Genomic DNA, 18,949 nt, shown 5'->3' on the forward strand with positions numbered 1-18,949 from the left:
CAATCCGCGACGCCTTGCCACGCTTCACCGCCGAGGAGTGCTCAAACTACTTCTGCGCCGCAGGATACGAGCCTGAGTGATCAGATTCTGCTCTAACCACATTCGCTTCAATCATGCACGGCATTCGATGCGGATGTGACCTGGAGTGAGCGATGGCGGAATCGGTTTACACAGAGATTGAGGTCGCCGCGCCACAAGCGACCGTGTTCGCGCTTTTGACGGATCCGGACCAAATCGTGCGATGGATCGGGACCGAAGCGAATTTGGATGCAACGCCGGGCGGTCTGTTCCTCGTCAATGTCGGTGGTCGCCATATGGCGCGCGGTGAGTTCACCGAGGTGATCCCGGTCCACCGTCTTGCCTACAGCTTTGGCTGGGAAGACAACGAGACCGTGCCGCCCGGCTCCAGCCATGTCGAGATCGACCTGATCGCGAGGGATGCGGGGACACTGATCCGCTTCACGCACAGCGGACTGCCGAACGCAAAGGAGCGTGGCAGCCACCGAAGGGGATGGGACCACTACCTCTCAAGGCTGAAGATCGCTGCCGATGGGGGACATGTCGATCCCGACGTGCCGATGAAGAATATGTGATTTTCATCTAAGGGCCGCGGATGCCCGTAATCCGAACCAGGCGCGGCATGCGTCAACGAGGCCCCTTTGACCTGCTGTCGCCAAACCGGCCGCTCGGGAAACCCAGCGACCTGCGGGCTGCCGCACCATTACAGCTGCCGGCGACGGATCGTTTCGGCGAGCTCGGCGAAGGCGTCCGCGATCCCGGTGCCGCTCTTGGCGCCTGCGTGGAGTTCTTGAAGCTCAGCGCTTCTGGCGCAACGCCTCGGATTGAATTAGCATCCGTTCATCAAAGCTCCGGCCGCACTCCTGCAGGATGCGGAATGCGGAGCGCAGGCGAGCGAGGCCGGGCGCGGTCACATGCCGGGCGCTGATCCAAGCGCGACTGGGCATCCGAACTTCCGTTCGGCGGCAAGACGGCGTGGCCGGGAGGAGTCAGATGCAAAAACTGCAATCGCATGGCGTCCATCACATCACGCTGGTCGGCGCCGGGCGCCAGACTTCCATCGATTTCTGGGAAGGCGTGCTCGGCATGCCCTTCATCTTCGAGCAGCCCAATCTCGACAAAGCCAGCGAAAGCCATCTCTATTTCGATCCGGGCGACGGCCGGCTGATCACCGTCTTCACTGACGAGAGCCGCACGCCGGTCAAACGGCGCACGCCAACCGATACTGGCTGCGTCCATCACATCGCTTTCGCGGTGTCGCGCGTCACCTTTTTGCAGGCGGTCGCCCGGCTCGACGAGCGCGCCATCAAGCACAGCGGCGTCAAGGATCGCGGCTTCATGGACTCGATCTATTTCGAGGATCCGCTCGGCCTGCTGATTGAGCTCGCCTCCTACCGTTTCGCGCCGCCGGCGGGCTTCACCCATGCCGACGTGCTGATGCAGGCGCACAAGATCCGCCTCGCGCGCGGCGACTACAACATCGCCGAAGTGCACCTTGCCGATGCGATCCAAGCGCTTGTCGAGCGCTCGCGCGCAACCTTGTCGGAGGATCGCGCACCGAAAAATCCATACTGACGACACGCCAAACAAAGGGAGGACATAATGGCAAAGACAGCAACGAAGAGTGCGAAAAAGCCCGCCGCCAAGGCAGCCAAGCCAGGAGCGAAGCCGGCGGCCAAGGCTGCCGTCAAGTCAGCGGCGAAAGTGGCAAAGCCGGCGGCAAAGATCTCCGCCAAAAAGGCCGCGAAGGCCAAGGCGAAACCGGCGAAAAAGCCGGCGCTGATGCTCAGCATGCTGAAGCCGAGCGTCAACAATATGAGCGTTCGGGTGTTTGCACGCGCCGCCGGGCTCGACCATTCCGAGACCGACGTATGGGGCCATACGCGCTCGCCCGAATATATGGCGCGAAACCCGGCCCATTTGACGCCGATGATCGAGGACAAGAGCCTGCCGAGAGGTGTCTTGTGGGAAAGCTGCGCCATCATGCAGTACCTCGCCAACAAGCACGGGCTGGAGAAACTATATCCCAAGGCGCCGGCCAAGCGGGCAATGATCGACAGTGCCATGTTCTACCTGATCGGGACGCTCTACCCCTACGTGGCGCGCGCCACTTATCCTGCACTGAATTTCCCGCAATATGCCGGCGAGGTCGGCCACAGCGACGCCCACCCCGACAAGAAGTCGGAAGCCCAGAAGGCCGCTATAGAAGCGATAGCCGAGCCGCTGGAGGTGTTTCACAGCTTCTTCAGGAACGGCAAGCCGTTCATCGGCGGCAAGAACCCGTCGATCGCCGACATCCGCCTGGCGGCGACGCTCGAATTCCTCGCCGTCATCGACTATGCGCTGCCCGAATGGGCAAAAGACTATATGGCGGCGATCGAGAAAAAGCTCGGCAAGGCCTATGCCGAGCCGGCCGGCGATGTGCGCGGCTATATCGCCTATGTGCGGTCGCAGGCCAATGCCTGAGGCACGTGCAGGCCGGCGATCGTCCGCACGTTCTGCAGGAGCCGGTAATGATCTGGGATAATTCTTTTTTACTCTCCCCTGTTTGCACGATGTGGGGAGCTTAAGGTTTCGTTAACCGAAACCCTTTCTACTGGTATTTACCTCCAGCCCGCGACCACGGATGTACTGGCGCGGATGGAAAGCAAAGGTCGGCTGCTCGCCGGCCTTTTGCTTGTTGCAGCCCGCCGAAGTTGCGGCTGTCGGCGCTTCACGACGCCTGCATGGCTGACGAAGCGCGTTGCCGCCATCTTGTCATCGCCGATGTCGGCCCTACCATCGAAGTTAGTCCCGTCCTCGAGGGCGGTTCAAGAACAGAGGCCCTGTCATGAAATGCATTGCCGGAATGATGGCGGTTGCAGGCGCCATGCTGGCGGGTGCAGCCGGTCAATCGAATGCAGCGACGCTCAACACCATGCCCGAGGTCGGGGCTGCCATCCAGGCGTGCTGGACCCCGCCGTCGAATGCCGGGAATTCCACCGTCACCCTGAGCTTCAGCTTCAGGCGCAATGGCACGCTGATCGGCAGGCCCAAGCCGACCGCCATCCGCGTGGCCGGCGACGAGAAGGCACGGCAGGCTTTTGTCGATGCAGCGATTGCGGCCGTGGACCACTGCCTGCCGTTGAGCCTTTCACCGGCGCTGGCTGAGGGCATCCCGGGCAAGGTGTTCACTCTGCAATTCAACTCGCCCAAACAAAAACAGCCTGCAACGCGAGTGCAGGCTTCGCCTTGATCTTTTCCGACAACCGGATTCCGCTTTTCGGGATCTAGTGCATGTCGCGTAAAAGTGTGCAGCGGTTTTGCGACAACGACATGCATAAAACAAGAACCTAAGCGCGTCGCGTGAGGCCCGATCGACCGCGATGCGCTTTAGTGGCGGCTTCGTCTGGCCTCGACATGTCGCGCCAGTTCCGGCATCTCGAAGACATAGTCGCTCCAGGCCGATTCCGGTATCTGGCCGGCGAGATAGCACTCCAGCAAAAGCCTCTGCTCGTGGTCGAGTGGCCTCGGTGCGCGTTCATGGTCCAACCCAAGTGAATGGAACAGATTCCTGGTCAGGTCCGCGACAGTGAAGTGGATCGACATTTGCGGTCTCCTCCTTTGGCCGTTCAACGCCGAACTTGGGGCTAAGGTTTCAGCAACGGCCGGCCGGTAACGCCGGATTGATCGCGCTGCGGAACCAGCCGCGCGCATCAAACTTCGCCGTGGCGCGCGTCCGCCGGCGTTGCTGCCGGTTCGTCTCAATCTTGAAATAAAAATGTAATATTGAATTTACGTCAGTGGATATAATACACTAGAACTAAAGTCTCTGCCGGCGGTGTGGGCCACTTTGATTAGATAAAACTGATTTAGCCAGTACTTATCCATAGTCGACAAAGAAATCCTGTTCTCGGCGCAACAAGGACAATGGTCGTTCCAATGACACGCTTCTGGCCTCTCACGATTTTGATGCTGGTGTTGGCAATAGCCGTTGCGCTCGGTACGTCCTCCTCTTATGCGGATAGCTGCGGCGCCATCAGGAGCCAATTGCTTTCGACGGGGCGCGGCGGCGGGACCAGCCCCGAGCTTGCCCAACTGCGCCGGCAACTCGCCGCGATTCAAAAGCTGGAGAGACAACGCAGGTGCACGGCGAAAACGGCCGGCTTCTTCTTCAATCCCTGCGCCGACCTGGTCAGCAGCAAGGCGGAGGTGCAACGGCAGATCGCCAGACTGTCGAATTCGGGCAGGGACACGTCCGGATTGAAGGCCAGGTTTGTCGCGCTGGGCTGCGCCGCCCCCGCTGCCAAGAAACAACCGGCGCAGCAGCGCACAGCACCCAAAACCCAGTCCGCAGGCGCAACAATTGGCGGCAATCGGATGCTGTTTTGCGTTCGCTTGTCGGACGGATATTTCTTCCCCGCGCCAAAATCGCAGTTCGCCAAGAGCGACGATCTGAAGGAAACGGTCGATCAGTGCCGCTATATCTGCGACGATGCCGGCGTCGACCTCTATACGCTGAGCGACGCCACTCGCGAGACCGAAGAGATGATCGCGCTCGAGTCGGGAAAGCCCTATGTGGAGCTACCTGCCGCGTTCCGGTACCGCGACGACGCGAACTTCAAGGCCTGTGACGTCAAGCGCTATTACCGGCGCGTCGCCGAACTCAGGGCACGAACCGTGACACCGGCCAACATGACCAACGCCGTCATTCCGTTGCCTACGGCAAAGCCGGATTTTGGCATCGTCGCGGAAATTCCTGAGTCCGGGATCGAAACCGCCGGTGCCGCTCCCGCAGAGGCAAAAACGCCGATTACCGAGGTGCAGGGGGCTGCCCTGCATCAGTCGATCGAAAGAGCGGTTGGCGTGCGGCCGGTGAGAGTGGTCGGCCCGGCCTTTTTTCCGGCGGACTGACCTAGGCGGGCGAAACGGCGAACGGCTGGCCGGATAGCCGCTTCAAGGCCTGGAGGCGCGCGTCGACCGACGTCGGCGGGTTATTCGCAGACCATGCGGGCCCGTTTGCCGGGCTCGCTGACGTTCCTGCAGGTTAGCGGCTTCGTCGGCTCCGGCGACAGCATGGGCGGGTTGTTGGCGACCCTCCTCCGCGGCGCTGCAACTGAAGCTGCGCTCCTGCGCACCGCCGGCCTTTTCGGCGTTTGCGGCGCCACTGGAAAGACGTCGGTCTCCAACTGCGACTGTTCGGCTTGCGCCTGCGGCGAAGGCCGGTCCCAGAAACGGCGAACATCGAGCGGCTTGGGAATGATCACGGTGCCGTCATAGCTGCGCGCGCAGCCACTTCCCAGAGGCAGCGCCAGGCACAGGAAGACAGGCAGAATCCGTCGAAACATCAGCAATACCCCTGCAAGCTTATAACGCCGCTTCGGCCTAACCGACAACCGGCGGAATAGGGCGAAGGGAGTAGATAGGGTGAAGTAGAAGTCGTCGCACTTCCAGTCGAACGCCTTGCTCGAAAATCGAGCGCCGGGTCGGGCGCGGATGGAGGTCCAGCGCGAGTTAGAACCTTGCGATTCGTCAACGCTTCCAGCGTAAGGCCATGGTGCGATCGCACCATACCAAAGCCGTGCTCAGTGGCGACAATGGGATATTCGAAGTTCCGCTCCTCCAGTTACGGGCGGGAGCAGCGACCGCCGGCAAGAAACAGGGTCAGATTTACCCCAACGGACCTGTTTCGGCGATGGCGCGGCCATGACACGTTCTGGCTGCATGCAACGCGCTCCCGTCCGGCTTTTTTCTTTTAAAGCCGGTGGCTGCGATCGCCGAGCAGACGATGCCGGCCGGAATTCACGCAAGCTGCTGATTCCAGCGGCAAACCGCGGCCCATGCCGACAAAGGCCGCGGCCGCTCCTTCTTAACCCGGCTGGACGACGTTACCGGAGCGACATGAAACTGTCATGCGACTGTAATAATCGGGGGCTATTGGCCTCAGCGGGCGCCGGAGGAATGGCGCCGAGAGACCATATTCCGAACAGGAGCAGGCCACATGAGACATTTCATCCGCTCGGCGGCCGTTGCGATTGCAATGGCTGCGGCGACGACCACCCTCACCCTGTCCGCCGCGCTCGCCGCGGACATCTCCGGCGCCGGCGCCACCTTCCCCTACCCGATCTATGCGAAGTGGGCCGACACCTACAAGAAAGACACAGGGTTTGGCCTTAACTACCAGTCGATCGGTTCCGGCGGCGGCATCAAGCAGATCAAGGCCAAGACCGTGACCTTCGGCGCTTCGGATGCGCCGCTGAAAGGCGAAGAGCTTGAAGCGTCCGGACTGGCTCAGTTCCCGATGGTGATGGGCGGCATCGTTCCCGTCGTCAACCTCGAAGGCATCAAGCCGGGCGAGTTGGTTCTCGACGGCCCGACGCTGGCCGACATCTTCCTCGGCAAGATCACGAGCTGGGATGACGAGGCGATCAAGAAGCTCAATCCCGACGTCAAGCTGCCTTCGCAAGCGATAGCGGTCGTTCACCGTTCCGATGGTTCGGGCACGACGTTCAACTTCACATACTACCTCGGCGACGTCAGCGCGGACTGGAAAGAAAAGGTCGGCGTCGACAAGGCCGTGGAATGGCCCGTTGGCATCGGCGCCAAGGGCAATGAGGGCGTTGCCAACAACGTCTCCCAGACCGGCGGCGCGATCGGCTATGTCGAATACGCCTATGCCAAGCAGAACAAGCTCACCCACACCGACATGATCAACAAGGACGGCAAGAAGGTCGAGCCTGCCGCGGCGGCCTTCTCGGCGGCAGCGGCCAATGCCGACTGGAGCTCGCAGCCGGGCTATGGCGTGATCCTCGCCAACGAGCCGGGCGCCGAGTCCTGGCCGATGACGGCGGCCACGTGGATACTCCTGTACAAGAAGCCGGACGACGCCGCGACCACCGCCGAAGCCCTTAAATTCTTCGCCTGGGCATATGACAAGGGCGACGAGATGGCCGGCGAGCTGGACTACGTTCCGATGCCCGACAAGGTGGTAGAGAGCGTCAAGGCGATGTGGGCCAAGGAAGTCGTCGGCAGCGACGGCAAGCCGCTCTACTCGGCTATGTAATCTCCTTCAGGGAGGGCGTCGACGGCGCCCTCCCTGTTGCCTTCAATCGCGAGGACCTAATGACCATCGCTTCCGATGCCATGCCATCATCTGCAGCAGCCCGGGCGAGGGAAGCTACGGTGCGGCGCTTCGCGCTCACAGATGCCATATTCCGCGGACTCACCCGCGCTTCCGCAATTCTGGTGCTGGTCATCCTCGGCGGTGTCGCGATCTCGCTGTTTGCCGGCTCATGGCAGGCGCTGTCGGCCTTCGGTTTCTCCTTCCTGACGACTGAAAGCTGGAATCCGGTCACGGAAAAATTTGGCGCACTGGCGCCGATCTACGGCACCCTGGTAACGGCGGCCATCGCCATCCTGATCGCGGTCCCGATCGGCATCGGCATTGCCGTGTTTCTCACCGAGCTCTGCCCGCGCCCGCTCAGGCGCCCGATCGGCATAGCGGTCGAGCTATTGGCCGGCATTCCCTCGATCATCTATGGTATCTGGGGCCTGTTCGTGTTCGCGCCGTTCCTGCAGACGACGATACAGCCCTTCATCATCAACATCTTCCACGGCGTGCCGGGACTATCCAGCCTTTTCGCCGGCCCTCCTTACGGCATCGGCCTTCTGACCTCGGCGCTGATCCTCGCCATCATGGTGCTGCCCTTCATCACCTCGATCACCAAAGATGTCTTCGATACGGTGCCGGCGGTGCTGAAGGAATCGGCCTACGGCATCGGTTGCACGACCTGGGAAGTGACCCGGCGCGTGGTCATTCCCTATACCCGCATCGGCATCATGGGCGGCGTCATGCTTGGTCTCGGCCGGGCGCTCGGCGAGACCATGGCGGTGACCTTCGTCATCGGCAACGCGCACCGCATCAGTGCCTCTCTGTTCGCGCCGGGCACGACGATCTCGGCGACCATCGCCAATGAATTCACGGAGGCCGACGGCGACCTCTACACCTCCTCGCTGGTTTCGCTCGGCCTGATCCTGTTCGTCATCACCTTCCTGATCCTTGCCGCCGCCCGCTATATGCTGATGCGGATCGACGCCCGTACGGGAGCCTGACCGATGTCGACATCCTCATCGCTCCACAGCCGCCGCAAAGCCAGGAATTCGGTGATGATGGCGCTTTGCGTCGTCGCCGCCGGCATCGGGCTTGCCTGGCTGGCGCTCATCCTCGGCGCGCTGGTCTATAAGGGTACGGCCGGGCTTTCGCTCGCGGTCTTCACCGAGATGACGCCACCACCCGGCGAGGCCGGCGGCCTGCTCAATGCCATCGCGGGCAGCCTGCTGATGACGATCATCGCCGTTGTGGTCGGCACGCCGATCGGCGTGCTGGCGGGAACCTACATGGCCGAGTATGGGCGCTTTTCGCGCATCACCACCGTCGTCCGCTTCATCAACGACATCCTGTTGTCGGCGCCGTCGATCATCATCGGCTTGTTCGTCTATGAGCTGATGGTGCGGCCAATGGGACATTTCTCGGCCATTGCCGGCGCCGTGGCGCTTGCCATCCTGGTCATTCCGGTGGTCGTGCGCACCACTGAAGACATGCTCAACCTGGTACCGAACGCGTTGCGTGAAGCCGGTGCCGCGATCGGCGCGCCGCGCTGGGTGGTGATCCGTTCGGTCGCCTATCGCGCCGCATTGTCCGGCATCGTCACCGGTATATTGCTGGCGATAGCACGCATTTCCGGCGAGACGGCGCCGCTGCTCTTCACCGCGCTCAACAACCAGTTCTGGAGCAGCAATATCAACGCGCCGATGGCCAGCCTGCCGGTGACCATCTTCCAGTTCGCTCTCAGCCCTTACGAGGAATGGCAGCAGCTGGCGTGGACCGGCGCACTCATAATCACCCTGACGGTTCTGGGCTTGAGCATCCTCGCCCGCAGCCTTACCGGACGCAGAGAGGACAGATGACACAGATGTTGTCCCCGGACATGACGATGACCGAAACGGTCGCCGAGAAGACGAAGATCGAGGTCAAGAACCTCAACTTCTACTACGGCCAGAGCAAGGCGCTAAAGGACATCAGCCTGTCGCTGCCCGAGCGCAGTGTCACGGCCTTCATTGGGCCTTCGGGCTGCGGGAAATCGACGCTGCTGCGTGTGTTCAACCGCATCTACGAGCTCTACCCGAAACAGACGGCCGAGGGCCAGGTGCTGCTCGACGGCCAGAACATTCTCGACCGGTCGCAGGATCTCAACCTCCTGAGGACCAAGATCGGCATGGTGTTCCAGAAGCCGACACCGTTCCCGATGTCGATCTACGAGAACATCGCCTTCGGCGTCAGGCTCTATGAGAATCTCGGCAAATCCGAGATGGACGGCCGCGTCGAACAGGCATTGAAGCGCGCCGCGCTGTGGAGCGAGGTCAAGGACAAGCTCAACGCCAGCGGCTTGAGCCTGTCCGGCGGCCAGCAGCAGCGGCTCTGCATCGCCCGCACCGTGGCCGTGAAGCCGGAAGTCATTCTGCTCGACGAACCGGCGTCCGCACTCGACCCGTTGTCGACCGCAAAGATCGAGGAACTGATCGACGAATTGCAAGCCGACTACACGATCGTCATCGTCACCCACAACATGCAGCAGGCGGCGCGCGTGTCGCGCCAGACCGCCTTCATGTATCTGGGTGAACTGGTCGAGTTCGACCGGACCGAGAAGATCTTCACGTCGCCCCGCGAGAAGCGCACGCAGGACTACATCACCGGCCGCTTCGGCTGAGCCGTTCCGATCATGCATATGAGGACAGGACCATGGGCGAACACACAGTCGCTTCTTTCGACGAGGATCTCGAGCAGATCAGCAAGCTGATCCGCGACATGGCCGACCTCGCCGGTTCGATGGTCGGCGGGGCAACCAAGGCCCTGTTGAATTCCGACAATGTGCTGGCGCAACGCGTCGTTTCCGACGACGCCATCATGGATGCGCGTCAGCGCGAACTGGACGATCGCGCCATCACCCTGATCGCCAAACGCCAGCCGATGGCCCACGATCTTCGCCATGTGGTCGGAGCGATCCGTATGGCCGGCGACCTGGAACGCATCGGCGACCTTGCCAAGAATATCGCCAAGCGTGTGAGTGCGGTCGGCCTCAACGTCACACCGCGCGACCTGTCGCATTCCATCGACGCGATGGCGCAGCTGGTGCTCATCCAGGTGCAGGGCGTCATCGAGGAATATGCTGCAGGCGATGCGGCCGGGTTGGCCAAGCTGCGTGCCGCCGACGAGCGCATCGACGTCAAATACACGTCCGTGTTCCGCGAGCTGTTGACCTACATGATGGAAGATCCGCGCAACATCACCGCTTGCACGCACCTGCTGTTCTGCGCCAAGAATCTGGAGCGGATCGGCGACCATGTCACCAACATCGCCGAAAATGCGTATTATGTGCTGACCGGGGAGCAATTGCCGGTCAATCGTCCGAAGCAGGACGAAACGACAATGTCCGCACCGGTGACATGATGGGGGTGCCCAGCCGATGATCGCACCACGCATAATGGTGGTGGAGGACGAGGAGCCGTTGGGTGTGCTGCTCCGCTACAATCTCGAATCCGAAGGCTACCAGGTCGAGGTGGTGACACGCGGCGACGAAGCCGAGATCCGTTTGCAGGAGAATGTGCCCGACCTTCTGGTGCTCGACTGGATGATACCAGCGGTTTCCGGCATCGAGCTCTGCCGCCGGTTGCGGGTGCGCCCCGAAACCGAGCGGCTGCCGATCATCATGCTGACCGCGCGCGGCGAGGAGAGCGACAGGGTGCGCGGTCTTTCGACCGGCGCCGACGACTATCTGGTCAAACCGTTTTCGACACCGGAATTCATGGCCAGGGTCAAGGCGCTGCTGCGCCGCGCCAAGCCTGAAGTGCTGTCCAGCGTGCTGAAGGTCGGCGACATCGTGCTCGATCGCGAATCGCACAGGGTCTATCGCAAGAAGAGCGAGATCAGGCTCGGGCCGACCGAATTCCGGCTGCTCGAGTTCATGATGCGGCATCCGGGCCGCGTCTTCTCGCGCAGCCAGTTGCTCGATAATGTCTGGGGCGAGACAATCTACATCGACGAACGCACAGTGGACGTCCATGTCGGCCGGCTGCGCAAAGCCGTCAACAACGGCCGCATGCCGGATGTCATCCGCACCATCCGCGGTGCCGGTTATGCGATCAGGGAAGATTGACCCGCCTGGTCAGGCTACGTGCTTTCTGACGCCGGGCCTCATTTGCGCGCCCGGCGCGAAAATCTCCTGGTCGACGAAGCTTAACGCCCGCATCGCGCAGCCTTCGCGGATCAGCGGCAATTCGTTTGGTTCGGTGTCGAAGGAGATCGAGCCCGAATGCTGGCCGCCGGCGGTCTGGGCGATGGCCTGGCGCAAGGCCGGCTCGATCAGATCGAAGGCGGCGGCACTGGCGCCGACCATCGCGACCGGCGCCGGATCGATCAGCGCGAACAGCGAGCCGAGACCGAAACCCAGCGCTTCGCCGGCCTTGCGGTAGGCCTCGCGTTCCGGCCCATCTTTCTCGCGTGCCCGGGCCGCCAGTGCGCGCATGTCGGCGTCGCTGACGTCGGCGATGGGTTCGCTGTCTTCGCTCATCTGCCTGGCGTTGCGCCAGATGGCGTAATTGCCGGCGTAGGCCTCGATGCAGCCGCGTCGTCCGCAACGGCAGAGCGCGCCGCCCGGACGATGGATCATGTGGCCAAACTCGCCGCCCGAGGAATGCGTGCCGGTGAACAGCTCGCCCTTGAGCACCAGCCCCATGCCGATGCCGTGCGAAAGCAGGATGGCGATGAAGTCGTCGCGATAGCGATCCGGATCGCGCCAGCGCAAAGCCACCGCCATCATATTGCAGTCGTTCTCCACCGTGGCCGGGATGCCGAATTCGTCCTCCAGCATGTCGGCAAAGGCGATATCGGTCTGCGGCGTGATCGGCGACCACAGCAGGGCGCGTGCAGGGGAGTCGGTAATGCCCTGAATCGCCAGGGCAATGCGGGCGACACTGCGGACGTCAAGGTCTGGATCCTCGAGCCGGCGCCGGACGATGGCCATGCATTCGCGGATCAGTTCGTCGCGCGGCATGGTCAGCGTGTCCAGCCGGCGCTGTTCCTCGGCGACCACCTGTCCCGCATAGTCGATAATGGCGGCCGACAGGAAATTCAGCGACAAAACCACGGTCAGCACCGCCGCCGCTTCCGGGTTGAGGGCGAGGCCGACCTGCGGACGACCGCGTTTCAACGAAACGGGCTCACTTGCCTTGCTCTCGGCGAGGATGCCTTCCCGTATCAGGTCGGAGGAGATCGCCGATATGGTCGAATGACTGAGGCCGGTGGTTGCTGCGATCTCAGTACGCGATGGCTGGCCGGCCCGGCGCACCGCCGAGATCACCATCGCCCGGTTGCGCCGGCGCAAATCGTCATGGCGGATTCCGACCGACATCGTTTGCTTTCCTCCCGGTTGCCGCGGCCGCTCATGAACCGGAAGCCGTCGGTAATGTCCGACAAATAGTGTCGGATGCAGGCAAATAGTGTCAGATGCCGGTGGCGCTGTCATCGTTTATTCCGACGCTCGAAAAAACTCGCAGAGTCATCAAAATCCATCAGAATCGATGTTGACAGCAGCCGGAGATCGGGCCAGTATTTTTTCGAGGCTCGAAAAAATTAGAGCTTCTAAGCTGGTCTTTGAGCCAATTGGTCACGCCGTACGCGGCGCAGGGAGGATATGATGAAGAAATTCACGACCGCCATTCTGGCGGGTGTCGCCATGACGCTGGCGCTGGCGTCGGTGGCGCAGGCTAAAGACAAGGTGATCGGCGTTTCCTGGTCGAACTTCCAGGAAGAGCGCTGGAAGACGGACGAGGCCGCAATGAAGGCGGCCATCGAGGCCGCCGGCGACAAGTATATTTCCGCCGACGCACAGTCCAACCCCGGCAAGCAGCTCACCGACGTCGAGAGCCTGATCTCGCAGGGCGCCAACGCACTGATCATCTTGGCGCAGGACGCCTCGGCCATCGGGCCAGCCGTGCAAAAGGCGCTGGACGAAGGTATTCCGGTTGTCGGCTACGACCGGCTGATCGAGAACAAGGACGTCTTTTACCTGACCTTCGACAACAAGGAAGTCGGCCGCATGCAGGCCCGCGAAGTGTTCAAGGTGAAGCCGGAAGGCAACTACGTCTTCATCAAGGGCTCGGGCGCCGATCCGAATGCCGATTTCCTGTTTGCCGGTTCGATGGAAGTGCTGAAGGACGCTATCGACAGCGGCAAGATCAAGAATGTCGGCGAGGCCTATACCGACGGCTGGCTGCCGGCCAACGCTCAGAAAAACATGGAACAGTTCCTGACCGCGAACGACAACAAGGTCGATGCCGTGGTCGCCGCTAACGACGGCACTGCCGGCGGTGTCGTCGCCGCTCTGACGGCGCAAGGGCTGGCCGGATCGGTTCCGGTTTCGGGCCAGGACGGCGACCACGCCGCGCTGAACCGCATCGCGCTCGGCACACAGACCGTGTCGGTATGGAAGGACGCGCGCCAGCTTGGCAAGAACGCCGCCGAGATCGCCTCGCAACTGGCCGACGGCAAGCAGATGACCGACATTGCCGGCGTGAAGGATTTCACCACGCCCGGCGGCAATACCGTCAAGTCGCTGTTCCTGACCCCGGTCGCCATCACCAAGGATAACCTTAACGTCGTCATCGACGCCGGCTGGATCAAGAAAGAAGAGGTCTGCGCCGGCGTGGCGGCGGGCACTGTTGCAGTCTGCAACTGAGCCGACGTTTCCGAGAAGTCCGAACGCCGCGGCCGCTCGCCGCGGCGTTTTTTCAACAAGAGTTGTTTTTCCGCTTTCGGCGGATAACTTCTAGGCTGCTTCCGGCATCCGCGGCAGACGGCAACCCGGCGGGAGAAACACGATGACCGACACGACTTCCAACACGCCGGTCGACAGCACGGCAGACCGGGCGCGGGAATCCGAGCTCGGCATCGTTGCCCGATTTCTCAAGGCAACCGAACTCGACACGCGCATGCTCGGCATGGTCGGCGCGCTGCTGGTCATCTGGGTCGGGATCCACATATTGTCGGGCGGGCTCTTCCTGACGCCGCGCAATCTCTGGAATCTTTCGGTGCAGACCTCCTCGGTGGCGATCATGGCGACAGGCATGGTGCTGGTCATCGTGATGCGCAACATCGATCTTTCCGTCGGTTCGGTGGAAGGCGTGATCGGCATGGTGATGGGCGTGGCGCAGGCCGAATTCCTCGTCCGCGTCATGGGATTTCAGCTTGGCAGCCCCTGGCTGTGGGTCATCGCACTGGCCGCCGGCCTGGTGCTCGGCCTCCTGATCGGCGCGTTCCAGGGCTTTATCATCGCCTATCTTGAGGTTCCGGCCTTCATCGTGACGCTGGGCGGCCTGCTGGTCTGGCGCGGCATGGCATGGTTGATGACGAGCGGGCGCACCGTCGCGCCGCTCGACGCCACCTTCCAGCTCATGGGCGGCGGGCCGCGTGGCTCGATCGGCGCAACCGCAAGCTGGATCGTCGGCATTCTCGCCTGTGTGGGCGTCGCCTTCATGCTGCTCAACGGCCGGTCGCAGCGCAAGCGGTTCAAATTTCCGCTGCGCCCCGTCTGGGCGGAGACCCTGCTCGGTGTTGTCGCCTGTGCCGCCATCCTCGGCGCTGTCTGGATCGCCAATTCCTATCCCTGGCCGATCGGCATCGTTCGCCAGTACGCCCAGCGGAACGGCATCACCCTCCCCCAAGGCGGGCTGTTCATCGCCCATGGCATCGCCATACCGGTGCTGATCGCTGTCGCAGTCGGCATCGTCATGACCTTCATCACCAAACGCACACGTTTCGGCCGCTATGTCTTTGCCATTGGCGGCAACCCGGAAGCGGCGGAACTCGCCGGCATCAACACGCGCTGGGTGACCATGAAGGTGTTCATGATCATGGGCGTGCTGGCCGCGATAAGTGCGGCAATCGCATCGGCCCGCCTCAATGCGTCGACCAATGCGCTGGGGACCCTGGATGAACTCCTGGTCATCGCGGCGGCCGTGATCGGCGGTACGTCGCTCGCCGGCGGCTCTGGCACCGTGCTCGGCGCCATGCTCGGCGCGCTTTTGATGCAGTCGCTGCAATCCGGCATGGTGCTGCTCGGCATCGATTCGCCGCTGCAGAGCATCGTTGTCGGCGCCGTGCTGGTGGTCGCGGTGTGGCTCGATACCGTCTATCGCAAACGGGTCTGAGCATGATCCCGCAAGGTGGAAACCGGTTTTTGCATAACTTGATGCTCAAGCAGGATCTATAGGGAGGAAGAACAAGCATGGCAGACAAGACCGCTCCCACGCCGCTGATCGACATGCGCAACATCTCGATCGCCTTCGGCGGCATTCGCGCCGTCGACGATGCCTCTGTCGACCTTTTCCCGGGCGAGGTGATGGCTTTGCTCGGACACAACGGTGCCGGCAAATCGACGTTGATAAAAATCCTGTCCGGCGCCTACAAGCGCGATGCGGGCCAGATTTTCGTCAACGGCGAGGAGGCTTCGATATCCAATCCCCGCGACGCCAAGAAGTACGGTATCGAGACGATCTACCAGACGCTGGCGCTGGCCGACAATGTCGATGCGGCCGCCAACCTGTTTCTCGGCCGCGAGCTGATGACCGGCTGGGGTACGCTCGACGACGTCGCCATGGAGGCCGAGGCGCGCAAGGTGATGGGCAGGCTCAATCCGCGGTTCCAACGCTTCAAGGAGCCGGTTGTAAAGCTTTCAGGCGGCCAGCGGCAGTCGGTTGCGATCGCCCGCGCCATCCTGTTCAACGCCCGCATCCTGATCATGGATGAGCCGACGGCGGCACTCGGGCCGCAAGAGACGGCGCAGGTCGGCGAACTGGTCAGGCAGCTCAAGGCCGACGGCATCGGCATTTTCCTGATCAGCCACGACATCCATGACGTGTTCGAGCTTGCCGACCGTGTCTGCGTCATGAAGAACGGTCGGGTTGTCGGCACTGCACGCACGACCGACGTCACCCAGGACGAAGTGCTCGGCATGATCATCCTCGGCAAGTGCCCACCCGGCGCCATTCCGGGGCCGGGCGCCCTGAAGATCGCCGCATGAACGAGAATTAGCCGGCTAATCACAAGCCGCCAAAATGTGCCAGCCGTCACCATGCTTTGGCCTCGCCATTGTGTTGGCGTCGGGACTTGCCCATAAAGATGCCGAACCGTCCACGGGACGTATCCGCAATTGAAGAAGCTTTTTCCGACCGTTGCTTTCATCGCCGTCGCGCTGATCAGCCTGACGATGGCGGGTTTTGCCTATTTTGCCACCCAGGAGGCGGCCCGCATAAAATTCGAGGCGACGGCCGACGACGCGCTTAACCGGATTGAAAGCCGCATCGACCTGGACCTGTCGCTGCTGCGCTCAACCCGGGCGCTGTTCGACGCGCGCAATGGCGGTATCTCGCAAGGCGAGTTCAAGGCTTTCTTCAAAGCGCTCGACATCGACAATAATTTCGCTGGCCTCCGCGGCATCGGCTTCCTCCGCCTGGCGAAGACGGGAAACGAGGCCGCGGTCGAGCGCGATATCCTGCACGATCACGGCGCAAGCCATCCGATCTATCCCGACACGAACTTGCCGTGGCGTACGCCCATCGTGCTGTTCGAACCGCTGGATCCGTCCAATAAATCCAGCATCGGCTACGACATGTTTGCCGGGCCGGTGCAGCGCGAGGCGATCGAAAAGGCGATGGCCGACGACCAGCAGCATGCCAGCGGGCTCGTGGAGCTCGGCAAGGATACGGGTGCCGCGCAGACCTTTGCCGGGTTCCTCGTCTTCGTCCGGCTCAATGTGGAAACCGCGCCGGACGCCGTAAACGCGTCGAGATCCTCGACTGCCGGCTTCCTTTATGCGGCCTTCCGCGCCCGTGACCTGTTCCAGGCTGCGCTCAGCCGGGCACCATTGCTGCCGGTCAACACCGAGATCTATGACGGCACGGTGGACAGCGACAACCTGCTGTTCCAGTCGGAAACGCCGCCTGTTTCGAGCCTCGGCGACAGGCTGCTGGTCACCCGCAAGATCACCGTCGCCGGCCGGCAGTGGGTCGTCCTGTTCAGGCCGACAAGTGCTTTCTCGCAACCTTCCTCGCGCGCCATCCCGGTGATGCTCGGATTGTTCGGGCTGCTGCTTGCCGGCGCCATTGCGCTGGTGGCCCGCTATCAGGAGCGGGCCTATGAGGCGGTCTCGCTGCTTCACGAAACGACCGAAAAGAGCCTGCTGGAAAAAGACCTGATGCTGCAGGAGATGAAGCATCGCATCAAGAACTCGATCACGCGGGTGCTGGCAATCGCGCGCCAGACAGCATCGCACACCGCCGACGTCCAGGAATTCTCGACGTCTTTCTCGGCCCGGCTGCAGGCGATGGCGGCTTCCCAGGACATGTTGACGCGCTCACGCTGGCAGAAAGCCGATCTCGGCGACCTGCTGCGCATCGAGCTTGGCCAGGTGTTCGGCAGCGAGCTTCCTGAAGGGCTGTTGTCGGGACCGGAGGTTCTTCTCGACGAAAAGACGACGCAGGCACTCGGCCTCGTGTTTCACGAACTGGCGACGAATGCGCTGAAGCATGGCGAAGCCGGCAATTCAGTCGGTGCGCTGAAGGTCGACTGGTCGCTCGAAGGCCGCGGCGGCGCCCGGACATTGGCTCTCAACTGGCGTGAGGCCGGTCAGAAGAAGCTCGAGACACCGGCAAAGAGCGGTTTTGGCACCAGACTGATCGATCTCAATGTCACACGCGAATTGCGTGGCACAATCAGGCGCGATTTTCGCGAAGACGGCTTGAACGTCGAAATCAAGGTTCCGCTGCCGGCCTGAAACGCCGTCTCATGACCCGCGTCGCAACAGCGCCTTAAAAGGGCAAACGCGGAGACAGGTGGCCTGCCTCCGCGTTTGCTGTTCGCCTGGAGCTCGAAACTAGTTGCAGCGAGCTGTGTAGATCCGGCCGTGACGATCTCTGTACTGGCAGTAGCCATTTTGCAGACGGCGAACGAGCAGACCGCCAATCGCACCAGCGCCGGCGCCGATCAAAGCGCCCTTGCCGCCGCCGACAGCGCCACCAATGAGTGCGCCGCCCACAGTGCCGATACCCACGTTCTCTTCCGTGGTGGTGCAGCCGCTGACCGCAACCACGGCAACCATGGCAATAATCATCTTCCGCATGGAGTCATCCTCACTTTTGTCCTCACTTTAATAAGCTCCAGCCGCCATTTAGCATGAAAGTACGGCCTTTGCCCGCACGATTTCATTGTTGATTAAGATAGTCTTTTTCGGGGCGTGCGCCGTTCGATGCTACCACGAACCCGGAAATCTCCAAGGACGCATCGAGCGTGCCGTCGGGACGCACGTTCTAGATGATGCTGTCATAGTCGTCCTCGAGCGCCGGATCGACGGCAAGGCATCTGGCGACGACATGTTGGGCTTGGCCCTGCAGGTCGATGACCGCGAATGGGCGCGCGGTCATGCACTCGGCAGTGGTTTCGAAAACGCTTACCGGCGCCGGCAATTCGCGGCACGCGGTCATGGCATTCGAACAGCCGACAACCAGCAGCAAGACGGAATGTGCTCCATGGCGGGAACCTCTCGCCATGGAAACAGCCAAAATCCCTCAAAGTTCCTGTGACGACAGAGCGATCAAGCAGACGTGAGCAGCGGAAGCCGGCGGCGGACCTTGGCGAGCTCGATCAGATCAGCTGGGACGCGGCGGTCAGGACGATCGCGGCCATAAGCGCGACGGCGGCGAAGCGGAGGGGCGAAGCACGAGGCGCGGGCGCTGCGGACGCGTCGGGATCCTGAAAACCGCTCATCGAGACGCGAGCGGCGTGTTCCAGTCTGTTCAAGTCAGCAGCCGTCAAGGCCCATTCCTTTCATATTGTGCCAAA

The 18,949-nt window shown here is 62.1% G+C and carries 21 protein-coding genes; 15 read left to right on the top strand and 6 right to left on the bottom strand.

The window, feature by feature from the left end; translation table 11 throughout:
* The first annotated feature begins 152 nt into the window (after window positions 1-152).
* The 4 genes from NKJ40_RS28690 (at window position 153) to tolA (ending at window position 3,253) form a co-directional block, all read left to right on the top strand.
* Window positions 153-593 carry an SRPBCC family protein gene (locus NKJ40_RS28690; protein WP_352468939.1) on the top strand — a complete coding sequence of 147 codons (441 nt, stop codon included), beginning with the start codon at window positions 153-155 and terminating at the stop codon, window positions 591-593.
* Window positions 594-1,011: 418 nt separating this feature from the next.
* Complete coding sequence (locus NKJ40_RS28695; protein WP_352468940.1) at window positions 1,012-1,593, top strand: VOC family protein; 582 nt, start codon at window positions 1,012-1,014, stop codon at window positions 1,591-1,593.
* A 27-nt stretch (window positions 1,594-1,620) separates the two neighbouring features.
* Window positions 1,621-2,484 carry a glutathione S-transferase family protein gene (locus tag NKJ40_RS28700; RefSeq protein WP_352468941.1) on the top strand — a complete coding sequence of 288 codons (864 nt, stop codon included), beginning with the start codon at window positions 1,621-1,623 and terminating at the stop codon, window positions 2,482-2,484.
* A gap of 364 nt (window positions 2,485-2,848) precedes the next feature.
* Complete coding sequence (gene tolA, locus NKJ40_RS28705; protein WP_292655578.1) at window positions 2,849-3,253, top strand: cell envelope integrity protein TolA; 405 nt, start codon at window positions 2,849-2,851, stop codon at window positions 3,251-3,253.
* 137 nt (window positions 3,254-3,390) lie between these two features.
* On the opposite strand, the gene NKJ40_RS28710 is transcribed toward tolA, so the two are convergent.
* Complete coding sequence (locus NKJ40_RS28710) at window positions 3,391-3,606, bottom strand: hypothetical protein (protein ID WP_352468942.1); 216 nt, start codon at window positions 3,604-3,606, stop codon at window positions 3,391-3,393.
* A 333-nt stretch (window positions 3,607-3,939) separates the two neighbouring features.
* Here NKJ40_RS28710 and NKJ40_RS28715 point away from each other — a divergent pair, with 333 nt between their 5' ends.
* On the top strand, window positions 3,940-4,911 hold the full coding sequence (locus NKJ40_RS28715; protein WP_352468943.1) for a DUF2865 domain-containing protein: 972 nt from the start codon (window positions 3,940-3,942) through the stop codon (window positions 4,909-4,911).
* 80 nt (window positions 4,912-4,991) lie between these two features.
* Here the strand turns inward: NKJ40_RS28715 and NKJ40_RS28720 are convergent, their stop codons facing one another.
* Window positions 4,992-5,345: a hypothetical protein gene (locus NKJ40_RS28720; protein WP_352468944.1), complete on the bottom strand. Its 354-nt coding sequence runs from the start codon at window positions 5,343-5,345 to the stop codon at window positions 4,992-4,994.
* Between the two features lie 653 nt (window positions 5,346-5,998).
* Here NKJ40_RS28720 and pstS point away from each other — a divergent pair.
* Genes pstS through phoB form a run of 6 tightly spaced genes read left to right on the top strand, consistent with a single transcriptional unit; the run spans window position 5,999 to window position 11,210 of the window.
* Entirely contained in the window at window positions 5,999-7,060 is a 1,062-nt protein-coding gene (pstS, locus tag NKJ40_RS28725; protein WP_352468945.1) for a phosphate ABC transporter substrate-binding protein PstS, read from the top strand.
* A gap of 59 nt (window positions 7,061-7,119) precedes the next feature.
* On the top strand, window positions 7,120-8,109 hold the full coding sequence (gene pstC, locus NKJ40_RS28730) for a phosphate ABC transporter permease subunit PstC (RefSeq protein ID WP_352468946.1): 990 nt from the start codon (window positions 7,120-7,122) through the stop codon (window positions 8,107-8,109).
* 3 nt (window positions 8,110-8,112) lie between these two features.
* A complete protein-coding gene (gene pstA / locus NKJ40_RS28735; protein WP_023678532.1) occupies window positions 8,113-8,964 on the top strand; it encodes a phosphate ABC transporter permease PstA in 852 nt (283 codons plus the stop codon).
* Complete coding sequence (pstB, locus tag NKJ40_RS28740) at window positions 8,961-9,764, top strand: phosphate ABC transporter ATP-binding protein PstB (protein WP_352468947.1); 804 nt, start codon at window positions 8,961-8,963, stop codon at window positions 9,762-9,764. Before pstA ends, pstB begins: the two co-directional genes overlap by 4 nt.
* A 32-nt stretch (window positions 9,765-9,796) precedes the next feature.
* Window positions 9,797-10,504: a phosphate signaling complex protein PhoU gene (gene phoU, locus NKJ40_RS28745; RefSeq protein ID WP_352468948.1), complete on the top strand. Its 708-nt coding sequence runs from the start codon at window positions 9,797-9,799 to the stop codon at window positions 10,502-10,504.
* Window positions 10,505-10,520: 16 nt separating this feature from the next.
* Window positions 10,521-11,210, top strand: coding sequence for a phosphate regulon transcriptional regulator PhoB (phoB, locus tag NKJ40_RS28750; protein ID WP_031212149.1), 690 nt, complete (start codon window positions 10,521-10,523; stop codon window positions 11,208-11,210).
* A 9-nt stretch (window positions 11,211-11,219) separates the two neighbouring features.
* Here phoB and NKJ40_RS28755 read toward each other — a convergent pair whose 3' ends face one another.
* Window positions 11,220-12,464 carry an ROK family protein gene (locus NKJ40_RS28755; protein WP_352468949.1) on the bottom strand — a complete coding sequence of 415 codons (1,245 nt, stop codon included), beginning with the start codon at window positions 12,462-12,464 and terminating at the stop codon, window positions 11,220-11,222.
* Between the two features lie 285 nt (window positions 12,465-12,749).
* Here NKJ40_RS28755 and xylF point away from each other — a divergent pair, with 285 nt between their 5' ends.
* The 4 genes from xylF (at window position 12,750) to NKJ40_RS28775 (ending at window position 17,885) form a co-directional block, all read left to right on the top strand.
* Entirely contained in the window at window positions 12,750-13,790 is a 1,041-nt protein-coding gene (gene xylF / locus NKJ40_RS28760) for a D-xylose ABC transporter substrate-binding protein (protein ID WP_352468950.1), read from the top strand.
* Between the two features lie 142 nt (window positions 13,791-13,932).
* Window positions 13,933-15,261 carry a sugar ABC transporter permease gene (locus tag NKJ40_RS28765; RefSeq protein ID WP_352468951.1) on the top strand — a complete coding sequence of 443 codons (1,329 nt, stop codon included), beginning with the start codon at window positions 13,933-13,935 and terminating at the stop codon, window positions 15,259-15,261.
* Between the two features lie 77 nt (window positions 15,262-15,338).
* Window positions 15,339-16,133, top strand: coding sequence for an ATP-binding cassette domain-containing protein (locus NKJ40_RS28770; RefSeq protein ID WP_292655543.1), 795 nt, complete (start codon window positions 15,339-15,341; stop codon window positions 16,131-16,133).
* Between the two features lie 129 nt (window positions 16,134-16,262).
* Window positions 16,263-17,885 carry a CHASE domain-containing protein gene (locus NKJ40_RS28775; RefSeq protein ID WP_352468952.1) on the top strand — a complete coding sequence of 541 codons (1,623 nt, stop codon included), beginning with the start codon at window positions 16,263-16,265 and terminating at the stop codon, window positions 17,883-17,885.
* 99 nt (window positions 17,886-17,984) lie between these two features.
* Here NKJ40_RS28775 and NKJ40_RS28780 read toward each other — a convergent pair whose 3' ends face one another.
* The 3 genes from NKJ40_RS28780 to NKJ40_RS28790 all read right to left on the bottom strand — a co-directional run bounded on the left by NKJ40_RS28780 (window position 17,985) and on the right by NKJ40_RS28790 (window position 18,922).
* Window positions 17,985-18,230, bottom strand: a complete 246-nt coding sequence (locus NKJ40_RS28780; RefSeq protein ID WP_006328050.1) for a YMGG-like glycine zipper-containing protein — start codon at window positions 18,228-18,230, stop codon at window positions 17,985-17,987.
* 187 nt (window positions 18,231-18,417) lie between these two features.
* Window positions 18,418-18,657 (bottom strand): hypothetical protein, encoded by a 240-nt coding sequence (locus NKJ40_RS28785; RefSeq protein ID WP_352468953.1) that lies wholly within the window; start codon window positions 18,655-18,657, stop codon window positions 18,418-18,420.
* A gap of 94 nt (window positions 18,658-18,751) precedes the next feature.
* Window positions 18,752-18,922, bottom strand: coding sequence for a hypothetical protein (locus NKJ40_RS28790; RefSeq protein ID WP_352468954.1), 171 nt, complete (start codon window positions 18,920-18,922; stop codon window positions 18,752-18,754).
* Between the last annotated feature and the right edge of the window lie 27 nt (window positions 18,923-18,949).

It is taken from the genome of Mesorhizobium sp. M0119, from assembly GCF_040322615.1.
Classification (GTDB): Bacteria; Pseudomonadota; Alphaproteobacteria; order Rhizobiales; family Rhizobiaceae; genus Mesorhizobium.